Here is an 18,429-nt window from a genome sequence, read left to right as displayed (position 1 = left end):
CAGTGGTGCAGTCAGCGAAATGATACGTTGCTGAGATCACAGCATCGTCAGGCCAGACGGCCCCGCCGGGCATGAGATACTGGGCGTGATCTGATGGGCCTGCCACGGCCCGGACCCCATGTATCTGACAGGGAATCACCATGTCGCCAGAGTTTGAACGCCGCCTCTCGCATCTGCTGGACCGACTCGAACCGATGCTGCCGCCGACGGCTGTCGAAGTGGACTGGACACGCGATGTCGCCGCCTTGTGGACCCGCCACCCCCTGGGAGGGCGCCTGACGCCGATCGCGCCGCGTGATGCCCTGACACTCGAGGACCTGCTCGGCATCGCACGCCAGAAGCGTGAGCTGCTGGCCAATACCCGCGCCTTCCTTGCGGGCAAGCCGGCCAACCACGCGCTGCTGTGGGGCGCCCGTGGCACCGGCAAGTCATCGCTGGTCCGCGCACTGCTCAATACCCTGGGCCGCGAGGGGCTGCGTCTGATCCAGATCGATCGTCACGACCTGCCGGCACTGCCGGCGCTGGTCGCCGAGCTGGCCCAGCAGCCGCATCGCTTCATCGTCTATTGCGATGACCTGTCCTTCGAGGGCAGTGATGACGCCTACAAGGCGCTCAAGAGCGTGCTGGATGGCACCCTGACCGGGCCGCCGGAGAACGTGCTGCTGTACGCCACCTCCAACCGTCGTCATCTGCTGCCGGAACACATGAGTGACAACCAGGCCACCCACATCGTCGATGGCGAGCTGCATCACGGCGATGCGGTGGAAGAGAAGGTCTCGCTGTCGGACCGCTTCGGCCTGTGGCTGGCCTTCCATCCCTTCAACCAGGACGCCTATCTGGAGACCTGTCAGCATTGGGTGGAATGGCGTCTCGGCGCGGGCAGCTTCGATGAGGCCGCGCGTGGCGAGGCGCTGCGCTACGCCACTCAGCGCGGGGTGCGCAGCGGGCGTGCCGCCTGGCAGTTCGCCAATCTATGGGTGGGGCAGAAGACGCTGGAGGCGTGAGCCCGGTGCTTGTCGATTGAGGTGCCTGAAGGTGCTTGAAGCGCTTGAAGCGCGCTGAAACGTCAGTGCTCGCGACATGAAAAAGCCGCCCCTGCAGTTGACTGCAGGGGCGGCTTTTTCATGGGGCAGGCTGGCGGATCAGATCCGTTGGCCTGCCATCACGCACGGGCACAGCTCACGCCATCAACGGCGCTGCTTGCGTTCCTTGCGAGCTTCCTTGGTGCGCGCCAGTGAACGCTCTTTCGCGCGTTCGCGGTCGTCAGCCCCCTGGGCGCCATCGAAGGGGTTGTCGCCGGAGCGGAACTCGAAGCGCATCGGCGTGCCCTTGACCTTGAGCACCTTGCGGAAGGTGTTGGTCAGGTAGCGCTTGTAGGCTTCCGGCAGACGGTTGGTCTGGTTGCCGTGCACCACGATCAGCGGCGGATTGGCGCCACCCTGGTGAGCCATGCGCAGCTTGATGCGACGGCCGTTGACCATCGGCGGCTGGTGCGCCTGGGTGGCGTCCTGCAGCAGAGTGGTCAGACGCTTGGTCGACCAGCGAGCCACGGCGCTTTCGAAGGCGCGGTCGATGGACGGGTAGAGATCACCCACCGCAGTGCCGTGCAGCGCGGAGATGAAGTGCAGGTCAGCGTAGTCGGCAAAGCCCAGACGACGCTTGATCTCGGAGCGCATCTTCTCCTTGGCTTCGCTTTCCAGGCCATCCCACTTGTTGACCACCAGCACCAGCGCGCGGCCGCTGGTCAGCACGAAGTCCAGCAGGTGCAGGTCCTGCTCGACCAGTCCCTGGCGAGCATCGAGCACCATCACGGCGACGTTGCACTTCTTGATCGCTTCCAGCGTCTTGATGATGGAGAACTTCTCCACCACTTCGCGCACGTTCTTGCGACGACGGATCCCGGCGGTATCGACCAGCAGGTAAGGCTTGCCACGACGCTCGAAGGGAATCTCCACGGCGTCGGTGGTGGTGCCGGCCTGGTCATAGACGACCACGCGCTCCTCGCCCAGCAGGCGATTGACCAGCGTCGACTTGCCGACGTTCGGGCGACCGATGATGCCGATGCGCACGCCGCGATCATCCAGCTCCGGGTGCAGGTCCTCGTCTTCGCCTTCCTCGACTTCGGGGTAGGGCGAGAGCACCTCTTCCAGCAGCGTGGTGACGTTGCGGCCGTGCTCGGCGGCGATGGCGCGCGGGTCACCCAGACCCAGGGTCCAGAAGTCGGACTTGCCGATCTCCTCGTCCATGCCGTCGGTCTTGTTGACCACCAGCCAGGTCTTCTTCTGGTTGACGCGCAGGTGATTGGCGATGGCCTCGTCCGCCATGTTCAGGCCGGCGCGCGCATCGACCATGAACAGCACGATGTCGGCTTCGTCGATGGCGGCCAGTGACTGGCCGGCCATCATCAGGTCGATGCCTTCCTCGTCACCGCTGATGCCGCCGGTGTCGATGACGGTGTAGGGCTTGCCGCCGACCTTGCCGGTGCCGTACTTGCGGTCACGGGTCAGGCCGGGGAAATCGGCGACCAGAGCATCACGGGTCTTGGTGAGGCGATTGAATAGCGTCGACTTGCCGACATTCGGGCGGCCGACCAGGGCGATCACGGGGTTCATGGAATCTCACAGCATTCGCAGGGATAGCATCGATGCCGGCCCCGTACGGTCTGCTTCGAACCATGATGGCTGGGAAGCACCTTGTGCAGGCAGGGCGATAGCGATGATATCGGACTTGGGGCACTGGATGACGACGCAGGCGTCGCATGCATCCAGTATGGTCCGCCGACAGGGGGTTAGCACTGTCGACGGAAAGATCTCGTGGCTGAATCAACGGCTGCGTCGTGCGGCAGGCCTGATCAGCGGGGGCAGCATTCTAGCATTGACAGGGAGTTGCTACCAATGGCGCATTACGACAACGGCAGCCAGATGGCTGCCGTTGTCTTGACGAGGGCTGAACGAGGGCTGAACGAGGGCTGAACGAGGCGCATGTCAGATTGCAGGGCAGGCTGACGTGCGCGCTCGATCAGTGGCTTACGGGGCTTCGAGATCCAGCGCCGTCAGCTCGCCATCGTTGGTGTAGACGTAGATGCGCTTGCCTTCGGTCAGCGGGGTGATGCTGATGCCATCGCCCCCCACGTCATAGCGGCCGGCCATCTCGCCGCTCTGGGCGTCGATCAGGTGCACATAGCCTTCGTAGTCACCGACCACCAGCTTGCCATCGACGAAGGCCGGAGAGGTCAGCCAGCGGCCTTCCAGGTCTTCGGACTTCCACAGCACGTTGCCCGTGTTGGCATCCATCGCCAGCACATGGCTGGCATTGTCGATGCTGAACAGGTAATCGCCGACCACGATGGGCGTCAGATAGCTGGAGGACGGCTTGTCCCACAGCGGCTCGCCGTTGCGAGCGTCCAGCGCGATCAGACGACCGTTGTAGCTGGTGACGAACAGGCGACCATCCTGGGTCAGCACCGGCTGGCCATCGAGATCGACCAGCTGGTCCACCTCGGTACGCCCGGCCGGCACGGCAACGCGCAGGTCCCACAGTTCCTGACCTGAGCGGTTGTCGAGCGTGACCAGCTTGCCGTTGGCGAAGCCCGCGAAGGTGACCGGCTGGATGACCCGCGGCGCGCCGGTGCCACGCAGTGTCAGGGCCGGAATCGTGGCCGAGTAGGCCCACTGCTCTTCGCCGGTGAAGCGATCAAGCGCGGTCACGGTGCCATCGACGCTCTGCACCACGACCAGCTCGTCGTTGTACTGCGGCGCGGCCAGCACTTCACTGGAGACACGCGTGCTCCATTCGATGCTGCCATCTTCCTGACTGACGGCGCTGACCTTGCCATCGCGCGTACCGACGTACAGGCGAGAGGCATCGGCATTCAGTGCGCTGGTGATGCCAGCCGGCAACTGTGTCTGCCAGATGTCGTCGCCACTGTCGGCAGCGAGGGCTTCCAGCTCACCGCCTTCGGCACCGACGAACAGCTTGTCGTTGGCGAAGATCGGTGACAGCGGATAGTGGGCACGGCCAAGGCCATTGCCGACCGATTCGCTCCAGACGGAATCCAGCGCGACTTGGCGATCGAAATCGACCAGCTCCTTGGGCGCATATTCCGGTTGGGCACTGCTGGCACAACCGGCCAGCAGACTCACGGCCAGCAGCGAGGCCGGTACGCTCAGACGACGAGTGACGCTCATGAAGAAGACTCCGCAGCCAGATCGGCGAGTTTCAGGTCGAGACCGTAGACCGGCTGACCACTTTCCTGCGACAGGGTGCTGGCCTGCTGATAGGCGGCGATGGCCTCATCGCGCTTGTCCTGTGCGGCTAGGGCATCGCCGCGCACCGCAGCCGCCTGCGCTGCCAGCGGCGCCGGCGGGCTCTTGAGCAGGGCGAGTGCCGCGTCGTTGTCGCCGCGCTCGACATTGATGCGCGCCAGACGCAGGCTGGCCAGCCCCTGCAGGTAGCTGTCGTCGCTGTTGTCGATCACGCTCTGCAGCGCCGTGGCGGCTGCGTCGAGATCGTTGGCCTTGACCGACATGCTGGCATCCAGCAGGTGCGCCATCTGGGTGTAGAGGCTGTCGCCGTGCTCGCTTTCCAGTTCGCCGATCAGCGTACGCGCCTGCTTGACGCCGGCATCTTCCAGCTTGGGCTGGCTGACGAGGCTGATCAGTTGCTGGTAACGCACGGAGGCCGCTTCGGACTGGCTGGCGTCGTAGTTCTGCCAGGCCTTGAAGGCAAAGACACCGGCGCCGGCCAGTACGACACCGGCAATCAGTGACTTGCCGTTCTCGCTCCACCAACGCTTGATGGCTTCAAGCTGTTCTTCTTCGCTTCTGAGCTCTTCCGCCACGGGCGGTCTCCTTGACCTGGCCGGCATGCCGGCACTTGCATTCGTGAGGCGGAGAGCTGGCTCTCCGCCCGATATTCATTGGCAGTCTCAGGCGCCGAAGACGCTGTCGAGACGTTCGCCCAGCGCACGCTGGTTCAGCGTTTCCTGGTCGCGTTCCTCGCGCAGGAACTTGAGCGCCACCGTACCTTCGATGACTTCATTCTCACCGAGAATCAGCGCGATGCGTGCACCGCTCTTGTCGGCCTTCTTCATCTGGCTCTTGAAGCTGCCGCCACCGCAATGCAGCACCAGACGCAGATTGGGCAGGGCGGTGCGCAGCTCTTCGGCCAGACGCATGGCTTCGCCTTCGGCCTGCTCGCCCATCGACATCAGGTAGACATCGACGGTCTCGCGGACGTCCTGCGGTACCAGTTCCAGTGTCTCGAGCAACAGGATGAGGCGCTCGACGCCCATCGCGAAGCCGACCGCCGGTACCGGCTTGCCGCCAAGCTGTTCGAACAGGCTGTCGTAGCGGCCGCCGGCACACACGGTGCCCTGGCTGCCCAGCGCGGTGGTGGTCCATTCGAACACACTGCGCGAGTAGTAATCGAGGCCACGCACCAGGCGCGGGTTGATGACGTACTCGATGCCGGCTGCGTCGAGACGTGCCTTGAGGCCCTCGAAGTGCACGCGGGATTCTTCATCCAGGTGATCCCCCAGGCGCGGTGCGGCGTCGACGACGGCGGCCATGTCCGGGTTCTTGGTGTCGAGGATGCGCAGCGGGTTGCTGTGCAGACGGCGTTTGGAGTCTTCGTCGAGGACATCCAGGTGCTGTTCGAAGTATTCGACCAGCAGGTCACGATAGGCGGCACGCGCCTCGAGGCTACCCAGCGAGTTGAGCTCGAGCGTGACGTGCTCCAGCAGGCCCAGCTGGCGCCACAGACGTGCGGAGATCAGGATCATCTCGGCATCGATGTCCGGACCTTCCATGCCGTAGGCTTCGACGCCCACCTGATGGAACTGACGATAACGGCCCTTCTGCGGGCGCTCGTGGCGGAACATCGGGCCGGTGTACCACAGACGCTGGATCTGGTTGTGGACCAGGCCATTCTCCATCGCCATGCGCACGCAGCTGGCGGTGCCTTCCGGACGCAGGGTCAGGCTGTCGCCGTTACGGTCGTCGAAGGTGTACATCTCCTTCTCGACGATGTCGGTGACTTCGCCGATGGAGCGCTTGAACAGCGCGGTCTGCTCGACGATGGGGGTGCGGATCTCGCGATAGCCGTACTGGCCCATCAGCGCTTCCACCTGGTGCTCGAAGTATTGCCATACCGGTGACTGGTCCGGCAGCAGGTCGTTCATGCCACGAATGGCCTGGATCTTGGTACTCAACGTTCTCTCCTGAATTCTTGCGCGTCTCCCCACGGCGCTCGCATGACGTCATGCAGGCGGGTGGGGAGACGAAGGCGCGTCAATCATGACGCGCAAGCCAGCCGAGACAAGCTCAGCTCTGGCGGATGATAGTGTCGGCCTCACGGGCCTCTTTTTCCGCGACCTTGTCACGGATGAGTCGCTCAAGATCGTCAACCAGGGTGTCATTGGTCAACTTGCTGGCCGGCTTGCCGTCCAGGTAGACCAGGTTGGCGGGGCTGCCGCCGGTCAGACCGACATCGGTCTCCTTGGCTTCGCCGGGGCCATTGACGACACAGCCGATGACCGAGACGTTCAGCGGCGTCATCACGTCTTCAAGACGTGTCTCCAGCTCGTTCATGGTCTTGATGACGTCGAAATTCTGACGCGAGCAGCTGGGACAGGCAATGAAGTTGATGCCCTTGGCGCGCAGCTTGAGGCTCTTGAGCATGTCGAAGCCGACCTTGATCTCCTCGACGGGGTCCGCTGCCAGCGACACGCGGATGGTGTCACCGATGCCGTCCATCAGCAGCATGCCCAGGCCGATGGAAGACTTGACGGTGCCCGAGCGCAGGCCGCCCGCTTCGGTGATGCCCAGGTGCAGCGGCTGTTCGATGCGCGCTGCCAGGTCACGATAGGCGGCGACGGCCATGAACACGTCGCTGGCCTTGACGCTGACCTTGAAGTCCTGGAAATCGAGGCGATCAAGATGGTCGATGTGACGCATGGCAGATTCGACCAGCGCCGCCGGCGTCGGTTCGCCGTATTTCTTCTGCAGGTCCTTTTCCAGCGAGCCTGCGTTGACGCCGATGCGGATCGGGATGCCGTTGTCGCGGGCGGCGCTGACCACGGCACGCACGCGGTCTTCACGACCGATGTTGCCCGGGTTGATGCGCAGGCAGTCGACGCCAAGTTCCGCCACACGCAGGGCGATCTTGTAGTCGAAGTGGATATCGGCGACCAGCGGGATGTTGCTCTGCTGCTTGATGCGGCCGAAGGCTTCGGCGGCATCCATGTCCGGCACGCTGACACGCACGATATCGGCACCGGCATCCTCGAGGCGCTTGATCTGCGCGACGGTGGCGGCGACATCGTTGGTGTCGGTGTTGGTCATGCTCTGCACGGAAATCGGTGCATCGCCGCCGACGGCCACATTGCCGACATGAATCTTGCGCGAGACGCGGCGCTTGATGGGGGAGTGACTATGCATGGGATTCCGGATCATTCACCGAGGGTAAGTTTGGCGACACTGCCGCGCGTGACGCGCGTGAGGTCGACCGCTTCATTCATGTAACGCAATTCGACGCCAGAGGCATTGCCGATGGTCAGCGTGAAGGGCGGCTTGCCTTCCAGCGTCGTGCTGGTGCCGGCCTCGTTGTTGCCGCGCAGCAGGCGCTTGCCATCGGCATCACGAATGTCGGTCCAGGAATTGATGTTGAACGTCAATTCGAGCTTGCGCGGGTCTGCCGCCGGCGCAGCATCCTCTGCTGCGCTCTCTTGTGTGATGTCGGCACTGGCATCGGCGACAGCACTCACGTCAGTGGCAGCGGCGCTATCCGTGGCAGCGCCAGACGCTGATGTGCCAGTCTCTGCAGTGCCCGGCGCGGCTGCGGTTGCGCCTGTATCGAGCGCGTCAGCACTCTGCGCTGTCGTCTCGGAAGATGCTCCTGTCTCGACGGCAGACGCATCACCGGTGGCAGTGGAGGACGGCGCCGCTTCACTGGCAGAGGACTGCGAGAGTGAAAGCTCGATGGAGCCATCGGCGTTCACGACCGGTGCGGCGCTGTCCGCATCGCTGCTACCTTCGAGGGCGGAGGTTTCCGCCGGCGAGGTGCGGCCATAGTCGCCACTCTGCCACCACACGTAGCTGAGACCGGTCAGACCGGCGATGACCAGCAGGCTGACGAGGCGGAACAGGTACTTGCCCATCTTGCCCGGCGGGCGCACCGACGGCGTGGAACTGGGGGTGTAGCGCTCGGCTTCGGTGGTGCCGAACTGGGCATTGTACTGCCCGACGATCGCCTTCTCGTCCATGCCCAGCAGGCGGGCATAGGCACGCAGATAGCCGCGACGGTACGCGGCGATGGGAATCTGGTCGTAGTGGTCGCGTTCCAGGTCATCGACCAGGCTGGGGCGCAGGTTGAGCTGTGTCGCCACCTCATCACGCGACAACCCCTGATGCTCGCGCTCCAGCTTGAGGCGCGTGCCAGGCAGTGCATCACTGGCGTGCTGATCAGGGGCGGGTTGATGTTCGCTCATGGCGCATCCTTGTAAGGAAAAACTGTCTACCGAACGCACATCCGGGCGCTCTTCCGGTACTGCGGGAAACTGCTCCTGACACTGATGCTGGAGCATGCTGACTGATGCTGTCGCGCGATTGGCCGGGTGCTGCACGACTCGTTGATCATCATGCGAGTGAGCAGCGTGAAAAGCGATGACCTCCCATGCCAATCGACGCGCACGAACACACGTTCGTCCGCGTCGGCACTATACCAAGCCCGCGCCGAGATTTTCACCGGCATTTCGGTCTTCTCGGTCCTGCTTGCAGCGACCCCGCCCATGAGGTGGCGCCATCAGCGGCGTCGTTGCGCCTCGCTCAGGGAGTGCGAATCACCGCGCGACCGGATTCCCGTGTCATGACCTGCTCCAGCTGACGGCTGTAGAGATCTGCCAGGCGGCTGTCGCCGCGAGCCGTGGCCACATCGACGGCCAGGGCGAGACTGTCGCTATCGGTGCCTGCCAGACGGAAGTAGCGGCTCAGCGCCGACTGGGCGGCGTCATTGTCGCCGACGTCATGCGACATGCGTGCCACCGCCAACCAGGCCTCTGACTCACGCGGGTTGATCTTGACGGCGCGCTCGAAACTCTTCGCGGCCTCGCTGGTCTTGCCCAGCTGCAACTGACAGCGGCCCAGATTGGTATAGAGCTGGCCACGATTGTCGTAGGTCAGGTCTTCCGCCGCGATCTCGAGCTGCCGACAGGCCTCGACGTATTCACCGCGAGAGTAGAGAAAGGCCGCGTAGTTGTTGCGCGCACGGGTAAAGGACGGATCGCTGGAAATGGCCTGATTGAAATAGTCATCGGCGAGCACGTTCTCACCCTGGCGCTGATAGATCATCGCCAGCCCGGCCTTGGCCTCGGCATTGCTGCTCTGCAGCTTGAGTGCCTTCTGGAAGGCGCTGTCGGCGCGTTGCAGCTGATTACGACCCAGATAGGCCTCTCCGAGTTCCACGTAGGCGTTCGAGGCCTTGTTGTCATCCGGTGGGGCGTAGGGGTCGTTGGTTTCCACGCGTGTCGCGCAGCCTGCGAGGGTCAGGCCGGCAAATCCGAGGCACAGCAGCAGGGCTCTGGTGCGGCGAGTGATGCCGCGAGCAGCGGTGCGGGTGTGGGAATCATGCTGGCAGGGGCCCTGTGCGACAGTGCCATGGGCGACAGTGCCCTGTGCGACAGAGTGATGGGCGACAGGGTCATGCTCATTGGTGCGATGACGGGGCAGACGACTCGGCATGCAATCCTCGCGTGAATGAAGGCTCATGATGTGCCTGCGGGCGAGGGTCGCGGCAGGCAACAAAAGCGCCCCCATCAAAGCGCCGCACCTGCCACAAGTCAAGGTGGCAGGGCGGCGCATGGCTATGGCGATAGCGTCAGGTCAGGGCTGGCAGCCGCTCAGTCGGCGTCGAGCTGGATGGCGTTGATGTAACGCTCGGCGCGACGGGTGCGGTCCTTGACCTGACCGACCAGCTGGCCACAGGCGGCGTCGATGTCATCGCCACGCGTCGCGCGCACCGGTGCGGTGTAGCCCAGTTCATAGAGACGCTGCTGGAAGCGCATCACCTGGTTGCGTGACGGCTTCTCGTAACCGGAATGCGGGAACGGGTTGAACGGGATCAGGTTGATCTTGCACGGCAGCTCGTCGAGCAGCGCGGCCAGTTCCTCGGCGTGCTGGATCTGGTCGTTGACGTCCTTGATCAGGGTGTACTCGATGGTGACGATACGTGCGTCGTCACACTTGGCCAGGTAGCGATGGCAGGAGTCGAGCAGCGCGCGGATGTTCCACTTGCGGTTGATCGGCACCAGCACGTTGCGCAGTTCATCATTGGCCGCGTGCAGCGAGATCGCCAGGCTGACGTCCATCTCGTCGCCGAGCTGGTCCAGCTTGGGCACCACACCGGAGGTGGAGAGAGTGACGCGACGCTTGGACAGGCCATAGGCGTTGTCGTCCAGCATCAGCTTCATCGCCGGCACGACGTTGTCGTAGTTCATCAGCGGCTCGCCCATGCCCATCATCACCACGTTGGTGACCGGACGCTTGCGGGTGTCCTTGCGGTCTTCGGCGCCGCGGGTAGCGACCCACACCTGGCCGATGATCTCGGCGGCGGTCAGGTCACGCTCGAAGCCCTGCTTGCCGGTGGAGCAGAAGCTGCAGTCCAGCGAGCAACCGACCTGGGAAGACACGCACAGGGTGCGGCGGTTGCCGTTCTCGGACGGGATCAGCACGGTCTCGACGTAGCTGCCATCGCTGACTTCCAGCACCCACTTGCGGGTGCCGTCCTTGGACTCGCCTTCATAGACGATGCCCGGCGCACGGATCTCGGCGACCTGCTTGAGGCGCTCGCGCAACGGCTTGGCGAGGTTGGTCATCTCGTCGAAGCTGTCGACGCCTTCCTGGTGAATCCATTTCATCACCTGGGTGGCGCGGAATTTCTTCTCGCCGATGCTCTCGAAGAAGGCTTCCATCGCCGGGCGCGGCAGGCCCAGCAGGTTGGTGAGCTTGACGGCGGCAGGGGCCGCGGCATCGGTGGCAGTTGCAGTGGTATCAGTCATGGTATGGGCCGGTCGTGTCAGGGATGGGCAGGCGTCACACAAAGGATAGACGTCTGCAGGGCGACGCTGTCAGCGGAGGTGGCGATGGTTCGCAGACCTCAAGAGGCTCTCATCATCAGCGCAGTGCACGTGGGCGTCACATGGCGTGGGGAGAGGGCGCTGCAGCGGCTTTCAGAAAAGCGTATCGGACCTGCTCAAGCGTCGAATCTGCTTCAGGGGGTGCATGCTGTCGCGCGACGCTTCAGCACGTCCGATACCACGACGGCCCCGCCTTGCAGGCAGGGCCGTCGTGTCATGCACGGCTGGGAGACGCGTGCCCCGAAGGGCCGGGCTTCTCAGTCGTACAAGGCAAAATCAACCGCGCGGGCAGATTTCGTTGTCGCCGAAGAAGTAGGCGATTTCGCGAGCAGCAGATTCCGGCGCGTCAGAACCGTGAACGGCGTTGGCGTCGATGGAAGTGGCGAAGTCTGCACGGATGGTGCCGGCTTCTGCTTCCTTCGGGTTGGTAGCGCCCATCAGGTCGCGGTTCTTGGTGATGGCGTCTTCGCCTTCCAGCACTTGGATCATGACCGGGCCGGAAGTCATGAAGCCGACCAGCTCACCGAAGAAGCCACGTTCGCTGTGCTCAGCGTAGAAGCCTTCGGCCTGTTCCTTGGACAGGTGAACCATCTTGGAAGCGACGATCTGCAGACCGGCCTTCTCGAATCGAGAGTAGATTTCGCCGATCACGTTCTTGGCAACGGCATCCGGCTTGATGATGGACAGAGTACGCTGAGTCATGGTGAATCTCCTGAGACAAGCTTTGAAGAGCCGCACGGCAGATGCCGAACGGCGGAAAACGGGCTCTGTCGGCATGCGCGCGACAAAAGTGGGCGGCATTATAGCGGCAAGTGCCACCGGCTGCATCCATCATGCCTGAGTCGCATGACGCGCAGATGGCAAGCGCCTCGTCGGCATGGGCTGGCGAGGCGCTGAGGGTCGGCTCGGACGTTGCGCCTGGTCTGGACGCTGAAGCTCTATTTACAAGCTGAAGCCTGGTCTAGACGCTGAAGCTCTCGCCACAACCACATTCGTCCTTGACGTTGGGGTTGTTGAAGCGGAAGTAGCGGTTCAGGCCGTCCTTGACGTAATCCACTTCGGAGCCGTCGAGCACGGTGAGGGCTTCGGTGTCGACATAGACGGTAGCGCCGTGATCGACGAAGACGGCGTCTTCCTCGTTGACCTCGTCAGCGAAGTCGAGCACGTAGCTGTAGCCGGAGCAGCCGCTGGGCTTGACCGAGACGCGCAGGCCAAGGCCGTGGCCGCGCTCGGCCAGCACGACGCGGATCTGGTCGGCGGCGGAGGAGGAAATCGACAGATGTGCCATGAGCAGTCTCCCGGGTCAGGCGCGCAGCGACGTCAGGGCATGCCTGAGTTCGCCGAGCGCGGATTCGATGTCGGCAGCGGTGGTGAAACGACCAAAGCTGAAGCGCAGTGATGCCAGCGCCAGCGGACGGGGCACCCCGATGCCGGTGAGGACGAACGACGGTTCGACACTGGCGGAATTGCAGGCCGAGCCGGTGGAAATCGCGATGCCGCGCAGCGCCATCAGCATCGCCTCGCCATCCACGCCCTCGAAGGCGAGATTGACGATGTTGGGCGCGCTGACCTCTATATCGGTATTGAAGTGCACGCCTTCAAGGCCGGCAAGTCCGGCGACGAACTGATCACGCAGCGCGACGAGGTGCTGGTGATCGGCGTCGAACTGCTCGGCGCTCAGGCGGTAGGCCTCGCCCATGCCGACGATCTGATGGGTCGGCAGGGTGCCGGAACGCATGCCGCGCTCATGACCACCGCCGTGGATCAGGGCATCGACCTTGATCTGCGGCTGGCGACGTACGTACAGCGCGCCGATGCCCTTGGGGCCGTAGGCCTTGTGGGCGGACAGTGACAGCATGTCGATGGGCTGACGGCTGACATCGATCTGCACCTTGCCGGGGGCCTGGGCGGCATCGACATGGAAGGCCGCGCCATGCGAGTGGGCGATGTCGCCCAGCGCATCCAGGTCATTCAGGCTGCCCAGCTCGTTGTTCACCGCCATCAGCGATACCAGGATGGTATCGCTGCGCAGGGCGTCGCGCAGGCTGTCCGGGCTGATGCGCCCGTCAGGCTGCGGCGCGATGCGCGTGACCTCGAAGCCTTCCGCTTCCAGCGCACTGGCGGTATCCAGAATCGCCTTGTGCTCGATGGTCGAGGTGATCAGATGGCGGCCACGCGCGGCATTGGCACGCATGTAGCCGGTCAGCGCCAGGTTGTCGGCTTCGGTGGCACCGCTGGTCCAGACGATCTCACGCGGGTCGGCACCGATCAGCTCGGCGACCTGACGACGTGCGCCCTCGACGGCCTGCTCGGCCAGCCAGCCCGGCATGTGACTGCGCGAGGCCGGATTGGCGAAGGTGCCGTCCTGCGTCAGGTGACGCATCATCAGCTCGGCGACGCGCGGGTCGACGGGCGTGGTGGCGGCATAGTCAAGGTAGATCGGCTGGGACATGGTGACTTCCTGAAGACACGACAGACAGTGATGACGGTGAACGTGATGAAGGCGAACTCGAGGGTGACGGGGCGCGGCGAGCATCGCCTCGGCTGGCCGTGCTCAGCCTGGCTGGCAAACGCCGCTCAGCTGCCTTGCATGACGGTGATCGGTGTCGGCTCGCACGCCTTGCGCTGACGACTGGCGATCTGGCGAATCTCTTCGCGCGCGACCAGGTCGGCCAGGCTGATGCCGTCGAGAAAACCGTGGATCTCGTCGGACAGATCACACCACAGATGGTGCGTCAGGCAGGTGTCACCGGCCTGACAGTCCGACATTCCCTGACAGCGTGTGGCATCGACTGACTCGTTGACGGCGTCGATGATGCACGCCACCGAGGTGGTCTCGAGTTCGGTATCCAGCAGATAACCGCCACCGGGGCCACGCACGCTCTTGACCAGACCTGCACGCCGCAGACGTGCAAACAGTTGCTCCAGATACGACAGCGAGATGCCCTGGCGTACGGAAATATCGGCCAGACAGGTCGGGCCGCAACTGGCATGCAGGGCCAGATCGAGCATCGCGGTGACGGCGTAGCGTCCCTTGGTGGTCAGGCGCATGACAGAGTCCGTGAGCAGATGGAGCCTGCGACGTTGAGGACGAGGCCGGGCGTAGTCGCCGCCTCTGGCGAGACGGCGTATCAATGCGCCCCATTATGGTGGGGTGGTCTGGCGGGGTCAATCCCGACTGAATTGGTCAACTTTAGCCATGCTGACGTTCGGCGGGCTCCTGCGTATCGCTTGCCTGCTCGGTCGGCGGCTGCTCAGTCGGGGCAGTGCCCTGCGATGCGCTGGACGCAGCGCCCCCGGCCTTGGGTGAGGTGCTGCCCTGGGCTGCGGCCACGTCAGCGACGGTCGTCTCGCCGCCGCAGGGCCCCAGTTCATCGATCAGCTGGGCGAAGTCGGCGTCATCGAGCTCGGGCAGGCGCCCGGCGCGATAGCTGGCATCCAGCTTGCGCAGCGTGCCGCACATCTGTTCGATGCGCTTGTCCACGGCATGCATGTGATCGAGCATCGCGTGCATGGAGCGCGCGACCGGATCGGGCATGTCCTGGCCCATGCCGTAGGCATCGAAGCCGAACTTCTCCTTCATGGCCTCGCGGCTTTCCGGGTCGACTGACGGCTCCTCTGCCACATCCGGCTCGGCGCGCTTGACGATCTTGCCGGGAATGCCGACGACGGTGGCGCCGGCAGGCACTTCACGCGTGACCACGGCATTGGAGCCGACCTTGGCGCCGGCACCGACGGTGAACGGGCCGAGAATCTTGGCGCCGGCACCGACGATGACGCCATCGCCGAGGGTCGGGTGGCGCTTGCCGGCGTTCCAGGTGGTGCCGCCGAGGGTGACGCCGTGATAGAGGGTCACGTCATCGCCGATCAGGGCGGTCTCGCCGATCACGACGCCCATGCCGTGGTCGATGAAGAAGCGACGACCGATGGTGGCACCCGGGTGGATCTCGATGCCGGTCAGCCAGCGCATCAGGGTCGAACCGGTGCGCGCCAGCCATTTGGCGTTGTGGCGCCATAGCCAGTGATTGATGCGATGGGCCACCAGCGCATGCAGGCCCGGATAGTTGGTCAGGACTTCAAAGAAGTTGCGCGCCGCCGGGTCACGGGCAAACACGCTATCGATGTCTTCACGCAGTCGAGTGAACATGGCGTGTCCTCAGGAAGTGCGGTTGGCCGTGTCGGCTTGTGCCAGGCGAACCTGCTTGTCCACCGCGGAAAGAATGCCGCGCAGAATGTTGATTTCCATGCTGTCCGGACGCGCGCGCAGATAGAGGCGACGCAGGCGTGCCATCAGCTGGCGCGGCTGTTCCGGATCGAGGAAGTCGACGCTGATCAGTGTCTTCTCGAGATGCTCGAACAGGCGCTCGAGGTCGGCATGGCTGGCCAGCGGGCTGTCCCAGTCGATGCCGAATGGCTGGTCATCCTCGGCACGCGGCGTCTCGCCGGCGGCTTCCTGGTCGGCCAGCCACGCCTGGCGGCACTCATAGGCCAGCACCTGCACCGCCGCGGCCAGATTCAGCGAGCTGAAATCCGGATTGGTCGGGATATGCACGTGGCGGTGGCAGCGCTGCAGCTCTTCATTGGAGAGTCCGGAATCCTCGCGGCCGAAGACGATAGCCACGCGGGCATCCGGCAGGCGGGCTTCATCGGCCAGGGTGGCACCGAAGGCGCGCGGCGTGATCATCGGCCACGGCAGGTTGCGCGAACGTGCGCTGCAGCCGACCACCAGACTGCAATCCGCCACGGCCTCTTCCAGCGTCTCGTGCACCGAGGCGCTGGCGACGAGTGCATCGGCACCCGAGGCGCGTGAGGCGGATTCCTGGCATTGCACCTGACATCGCGGCGCGACCAGTGCGAGATCGGCCAGGCCCATATTGAGCATGGCGCGGGCTGCACCACCAATGTTGCCGGGATGGCTGGTGCCAATCAGGACAATGCGCAGACGTTCAAGCATGAGGACTTCCAGGATAGCAATTGAAGGGCGGGTCGGCCGACGCGGCTGGCGCAGTGCGTGATCCGCATACGCAGACTCAGCGATAAATCGCGCGTCAGGACCCGATATCCTAGCATGAAGCCGCGTCAGGGAGCAGTTTCCCGCCGGTGTTGAGGGCAAGAGCGGCGCGAGGGAGGCGCGCGCGGGCAGGGCGCAAGGAGGTGACGCGCAGGCAGAGGGTGGCCGCAGGCAATGGCAGCTCGAGCCGAGCTCTGATAGACTACGCCGTCCCGTCATGTCGCAACATGTGTTCGCCCTCGCTGGCGCCGCGTGCTGTGGCGGCTGGCAGCCTGCATACATTGCACTATGCAGCGCCCCCCGCGCCGTATCAGGATTCCTGTACGGGCTACATGACCGCCTGATCTGATTGCACCCAGTTTCGCTCGATCCGTGTTGCGCCGCGTTGATGTCTCACGCGCCGTGGCACCCGTTCTTTAACAGCTCCCGACTCGTCAAGGCCTTGATCATGCATCCGATGGTCCAATTTGCGCTGCGTGCTGCACGCGGTGCCGCAGAGCAGTTCGTCCGTGCTCGTGAACGTATCGAAGTCGCCCGTGGCGACAACGATCTCGACACCTTCATTGCAGACACTGCACGTCGCGCCGAAGCGCACATCGTGCGTCAGCTGGAGCGCGGTTATCCGCAACACGGTCTCTCCGGCCGTTATACCGACCATCGCGATGGTGAAGGTCAGGGCTCTGACTACCACTGGCGCATCGAGCCGGTGCACGGTTACTCCAACCTGGCCTCCGCGGCCTCCGGCTTCGCGCTGTCCGTGGTCTGCCTGTTCAAGGGCCGTGCCGAGCACGCCGTGGTCATCGCACCGTTCACTGACGAAGAGTACATCGTCAGCCGCGGTCGTGGCGCCCAGCACTCCGGTCACCGTATCCGCGTGACCAACGCCACCTCCATCGAAGGTGCGCGCCTGGCGATGGGTCTGCCGGAAAGCTGGCAGCGTCCGCGTCACCTGCCGACCTACCTCTCCATCGTTCAGCAGGTCGGCCCGCAGGTCGAGATGCTGCGCACCAGCGGCTGTGCGCTGCTGGACGTGCTCGAGCTGGCCTCCGGTCGCGTCGATGCCGTCTATGTGCTGGGTCTGGATGCCGGTGACAGCGAGATCGTCAGCCTGTTCCTGAAGGAATGTGGCGCGCTGGCAGGCAGTGCCGACGGCACACCGGTCGTGGTTGCCGAAGGCACCCTGATGGCCGCTGGCGCACGTCTGTACAAGGCGCTGGCGCAGACCATGCAGCCGCACCTGTAAGGCTCTGCAAGACGACGTGACCTGACAGCCCTCGGGGCCGTCTGGAGAACGAAAAAAACCCCACCTCGCATGAGGTGGGGTTTTTTTGTGCCTGGCGATCCGTGCCTGGCTGAACGAGCGGAGGCGCTTACGGCGCGCCGTCCTCGAACTGCTCCTTGGGCGGGGGGATCAGATCCACACGCTTCAGGCCGACCACCAGCAACAGCGCCGCTGCCACGTAGATGGACGAGAAGGTCCCCGCGACCACACCGATGATCAGCGCGATGGCGAAGTTGTGGATCATGTCACCGCCGAGGAAGTACAGCGCCAGCAATACCAGCAAGGTGGTGCCGGAGGTGGACAGCGTGCGTGACAGCGTCGCGTTGATGGCGTCATTGAAGATCGACGGCATGTGATCGGTACGCGATTTGCGGATGTTCTCGCGAATGCGGTCGTAGACGATGATGGTGTCGTTCAATGAGTAGCCGATCACGGCCAGCACCGCGGCCAGTACCGTCAGGTCGAAGTCGAGTCCGAACAGGGCGAAGATGCCCAGCAGGATGATGACGTCGTGACCCAGCGAGATGAGTGCGCCGAGGGCGAACTTGTACTGGAAGCGGAAGGCCACGTAGACCATCACCACAGCCAGGGCGAGCAGCATGCCGAGACCGGACTGGTCACGCAGCTGATCACCGACCTGGGCGCCGACGAACTCGGCGCGGATCAGGTTGACGCTGTCACCGGTGGCCTGCAGATGCGCCACGATGTCATTGCCGATGCCGGCTTCGAAGCTCTGCTGCAGACGCACCAGAATCTCGTTGCTGGCACCGAAGGTCTGGACCGAGACATCCTTGTAGCCGGCGGCTTCGAGTGTCTGGCGCACGCTGTCCAGTGCCGGTGCCGCCTGGTATTTCACTTCCACCAGGGTGCCGCCGGTAAAGTCGAGGCCCAGGTTCAGGCCATGAATCACAAGGGCGCCAATGGCCACGATCGTCAGCACGATGGAGACGATGAAGGCCGCGCGCCGCTTGCTCATGAAGTCAAACTGTCGCATCACGATGGCCC

At 64.1% G+C, this 18,429-nt stretch carries 17 protein-coding genes; 2 read left to right on the top strand and 15 right to left on the bottom strand.

The genetic code is table 11. The annotated features are described in order from the left end of the window. The first annotated feature begins 140 nt into the window (after nt 1-140). Nucleotides 141-1,004: an ATP-binding protein gene (locus LCW13_RS14520; RefSeq protein ID WP_225347266.1), complete on the top strand. Its 864-nt coding sequence runs from the start codon at nt 141-143 to the stop codon at nt 1,002-1,004. A 183-nt stretch (nt 1,005-1,187) separates the two neighbouring features. Here LCW13_RS14520 and der read toward each other — a convergent pair whose 3' ends face one another. The 14 genes from der to LCW13_RS14450 form a co-directional block, all read right to left on the bottom strand. Then, a complete protein-coding gene (gene der / locus LCW13_RS14515) occupies nt 1,188-2,612 on the bottom strand; it encodes a ribosome biogenesis GTPase Der (protein ID WP_043333806.1) in 1,425 nt (474 codons plus the stop codon). 414 nt (nt 2,613-3,026) lie between these two features. Beyond that, nucleotides 3,027-4,187, bottom strand: a complete 1,161-nt coding sequence (gene bamB / locus LCW13_RS14510; RefSeq protein WP_225347265.1) for an outer membrane protein assembly factor BamB — start codon at nt 4,185-4,187, stop codon at nt 3,027-3,029. Continuing rightward, a complete protein-coding gene (locus LCW13_RS14505) occupies nt 4,184-4,840 on the bottom strand; it encodes a YfgM family protein (protein WP_043333808.1) in 657 nt (218 codons plus the stop codon). Before LCW13_RS14505 ends, bamB begins: the two co-directional genes overlap by 4 nt. 87 nt (nt 4,841-4,927) lie before the next feature. After that, nucleotides 4,928-6,211 carry a histidine--tRNA ligase gene (gene hisS / locus LCW13_RS14500; protein ID WP_084589419.1) on the bottom strand — a complete coding sequence of 428 codons (1,284 nt, stop codon included), beginning with the start codon at nt 6,209-6,211 and terminating at the stop codon, nt 4,928-4,930. A 112-nt stretch (nt 6,212-6,323) separates the two neighbouring features. Continuing rightward, nucleotides 6,324-7,439, bottom strand: coding sequence for a flavodoxin-dependent (E)-4-hydroxy-3-methylbut-2-enyl-diphosphate synthase (gene ispG / locus LCW13_RS14495; RefSeq protein WP_043333809.1), 1,116 nt, complete (start codon nt 7,437-7,439; stop codon nt 6,324-6,326). A gap of 11 nt (nt 7,440-7,450) precedes the next feature. After that, nucleotides 7,451-8,488, bottom strand: coding sequence for a RodZ domain-containing protein (locus tag LCW13_RS14490; RefSeq protein ID WP_225347264.1), 1,038 nt, complete (start codon nt 8,486-8,488; stop codon nt 7,451-7,453). Nucleotides 8,489-8,825: 337 nt separating this feature from the next. After that, nucleotides 8,826-9,764 carry a type IV pilus biogenesis/stability protein PilW gene (pilW, locus tag LCW13_RS14485; protein ID WP_225347263.1) on the bottom strand — a complete coding sequence of 313 codons (939 nt, stop codon included), beginning with the start codon at nt 9,762-9,764 and terminating at the stop codon, nt 8,826-8,828. A gap of 131 nt (nt 9,765-9,895) precedes the next feature. Then, complete coding sequence (rlmN, locus tag LCW13_RS14480; protein WP_043333811.1) at nt 9,896-11,053, bottom strand: 23S rRNA (adenine(2503)-C(2))-methyltransferase RlmN; 1,158 nt, start codon at nt 11,051-11,053, stop codon at nt 9,896-9,898. 354 nt (nt 11,054-11,407) lie between these two features. Then, nucleotides 11,408-11,833: a nucleoside-diphosphate kinase gene (ndk, locus tag LCW13_RS14475; RefSeq protein WP_043333812.1), complete on the bottom strand. Its 426-nt coding sequence runs from the start codon at nt 11,831-11,833 to the stop codon at nt 11,408-11,410. Nucleotides 11,834-12,092: 259 nt separating this feature from the next. Next, nucleotides 12,093-12,419 (bottom strand): HesB/IscA family protein, encoded by a 327-nt coding sequence (locus tag LCW13_RS14470; RefSeq protein ID WP_043333813.1) that lies wholly within the window; start codon nt 12,417-12,419, stop codon nt 12,093-12,095. 15 nt (nt 12,420-12,434) lie between these two features. Further along, nucleotides 12,435-13,583: an aminotransferase class V-fold PLP-dependent enzyme gene (locus LCW13_RS14465; RefSeq protein ID WP_225347262.1), complete on the bottom strand. Its 1,149-nt coding sequence runs from the start codon at nt 13,581-13,583 to the stop codon at nt 12,435-12,437. Nucleotides 13,584-13,708: 125 nt separating this feature from the next. Next, nucleotides 13,709-14,182, bottom strand: coding sequence for a Fe-S cluster assembly transcription factor (locus LCW13_RS14460; protein WP_043333815.1), 474 nt, complete (start codon nt 14,180-14,182; stop codon nt 13,709-13,711). A gap of 142 nt (nt 14,183-14,324) precedes the next feature. Further along, nucleotides 14,325-15,278 carry a serine O-acetyltransferase gene (cysE, locus tag LCW13_RS14455; RefSeq protein ID WP_107336019.1) on the bottom strand — a complete coding sequence of 318 codons (954 nt, stop codon included), beginning with the start codon at nt 15,276-15,278 and terminating at the stop codon, nt 14,325-14,327. Between the two features lie 9 nt (nt 15,279-15,287). Then, a complete protein-coding gene (locus tag LCW13_RS14450) occupies nt 15,288-16,085 on the bottom strand; it encodes an RNA methyltransferase (protein ID WP_054556868.1) in 798 nt (265 codons plus the stop codon). Between the two features lie 505 nt (nt 16,086-16,590). Here LCW13_RS14450 and LCW13_RS14445 point away from each other — a divergent pair. Continuing rightward, nucleotides 16,591-17,385, top strand: coding sequence for an inositol monophosphatase family protein (locus tag LCW13_RS14445; protein ID WP_043333816.1), 795 nt, complete (start codon nt 16,591-16,593; stop codon nt 17,383-17,385). 127 nt (nt 17,386-17,512) lie between these two features. On the opposite strand, the gene secF is transcribed toward LCW13_RS14445, so the two are convergent. Continuing rightward, a complete protein-coding gene (gene secF, locus LCW13_RS14440; protein ID WP_054556869.1) occupies nt 17,513-18,418 on the bottom strand; it encodes a protein translocase subunit SecF in 906 nt (301 codons plus the stop codon). Between the last annotated feature and the right edge of the window lie 11 nt (nt 18,419-18,429).

This window comes from Cobetia amphilecti, from assembly GCF_020217465.1.
Lineage (GTDB): Bacteria > Pseudomonadota > Gammaproteobacteria > Pseudomonadales > Halomonadaceae > Cobetia > Cobetia amphilecti.
Note: the sequence above shows the minus strand (reverse complement) of the source record. Positions and strands in the feature narration are given on the sequence as shown.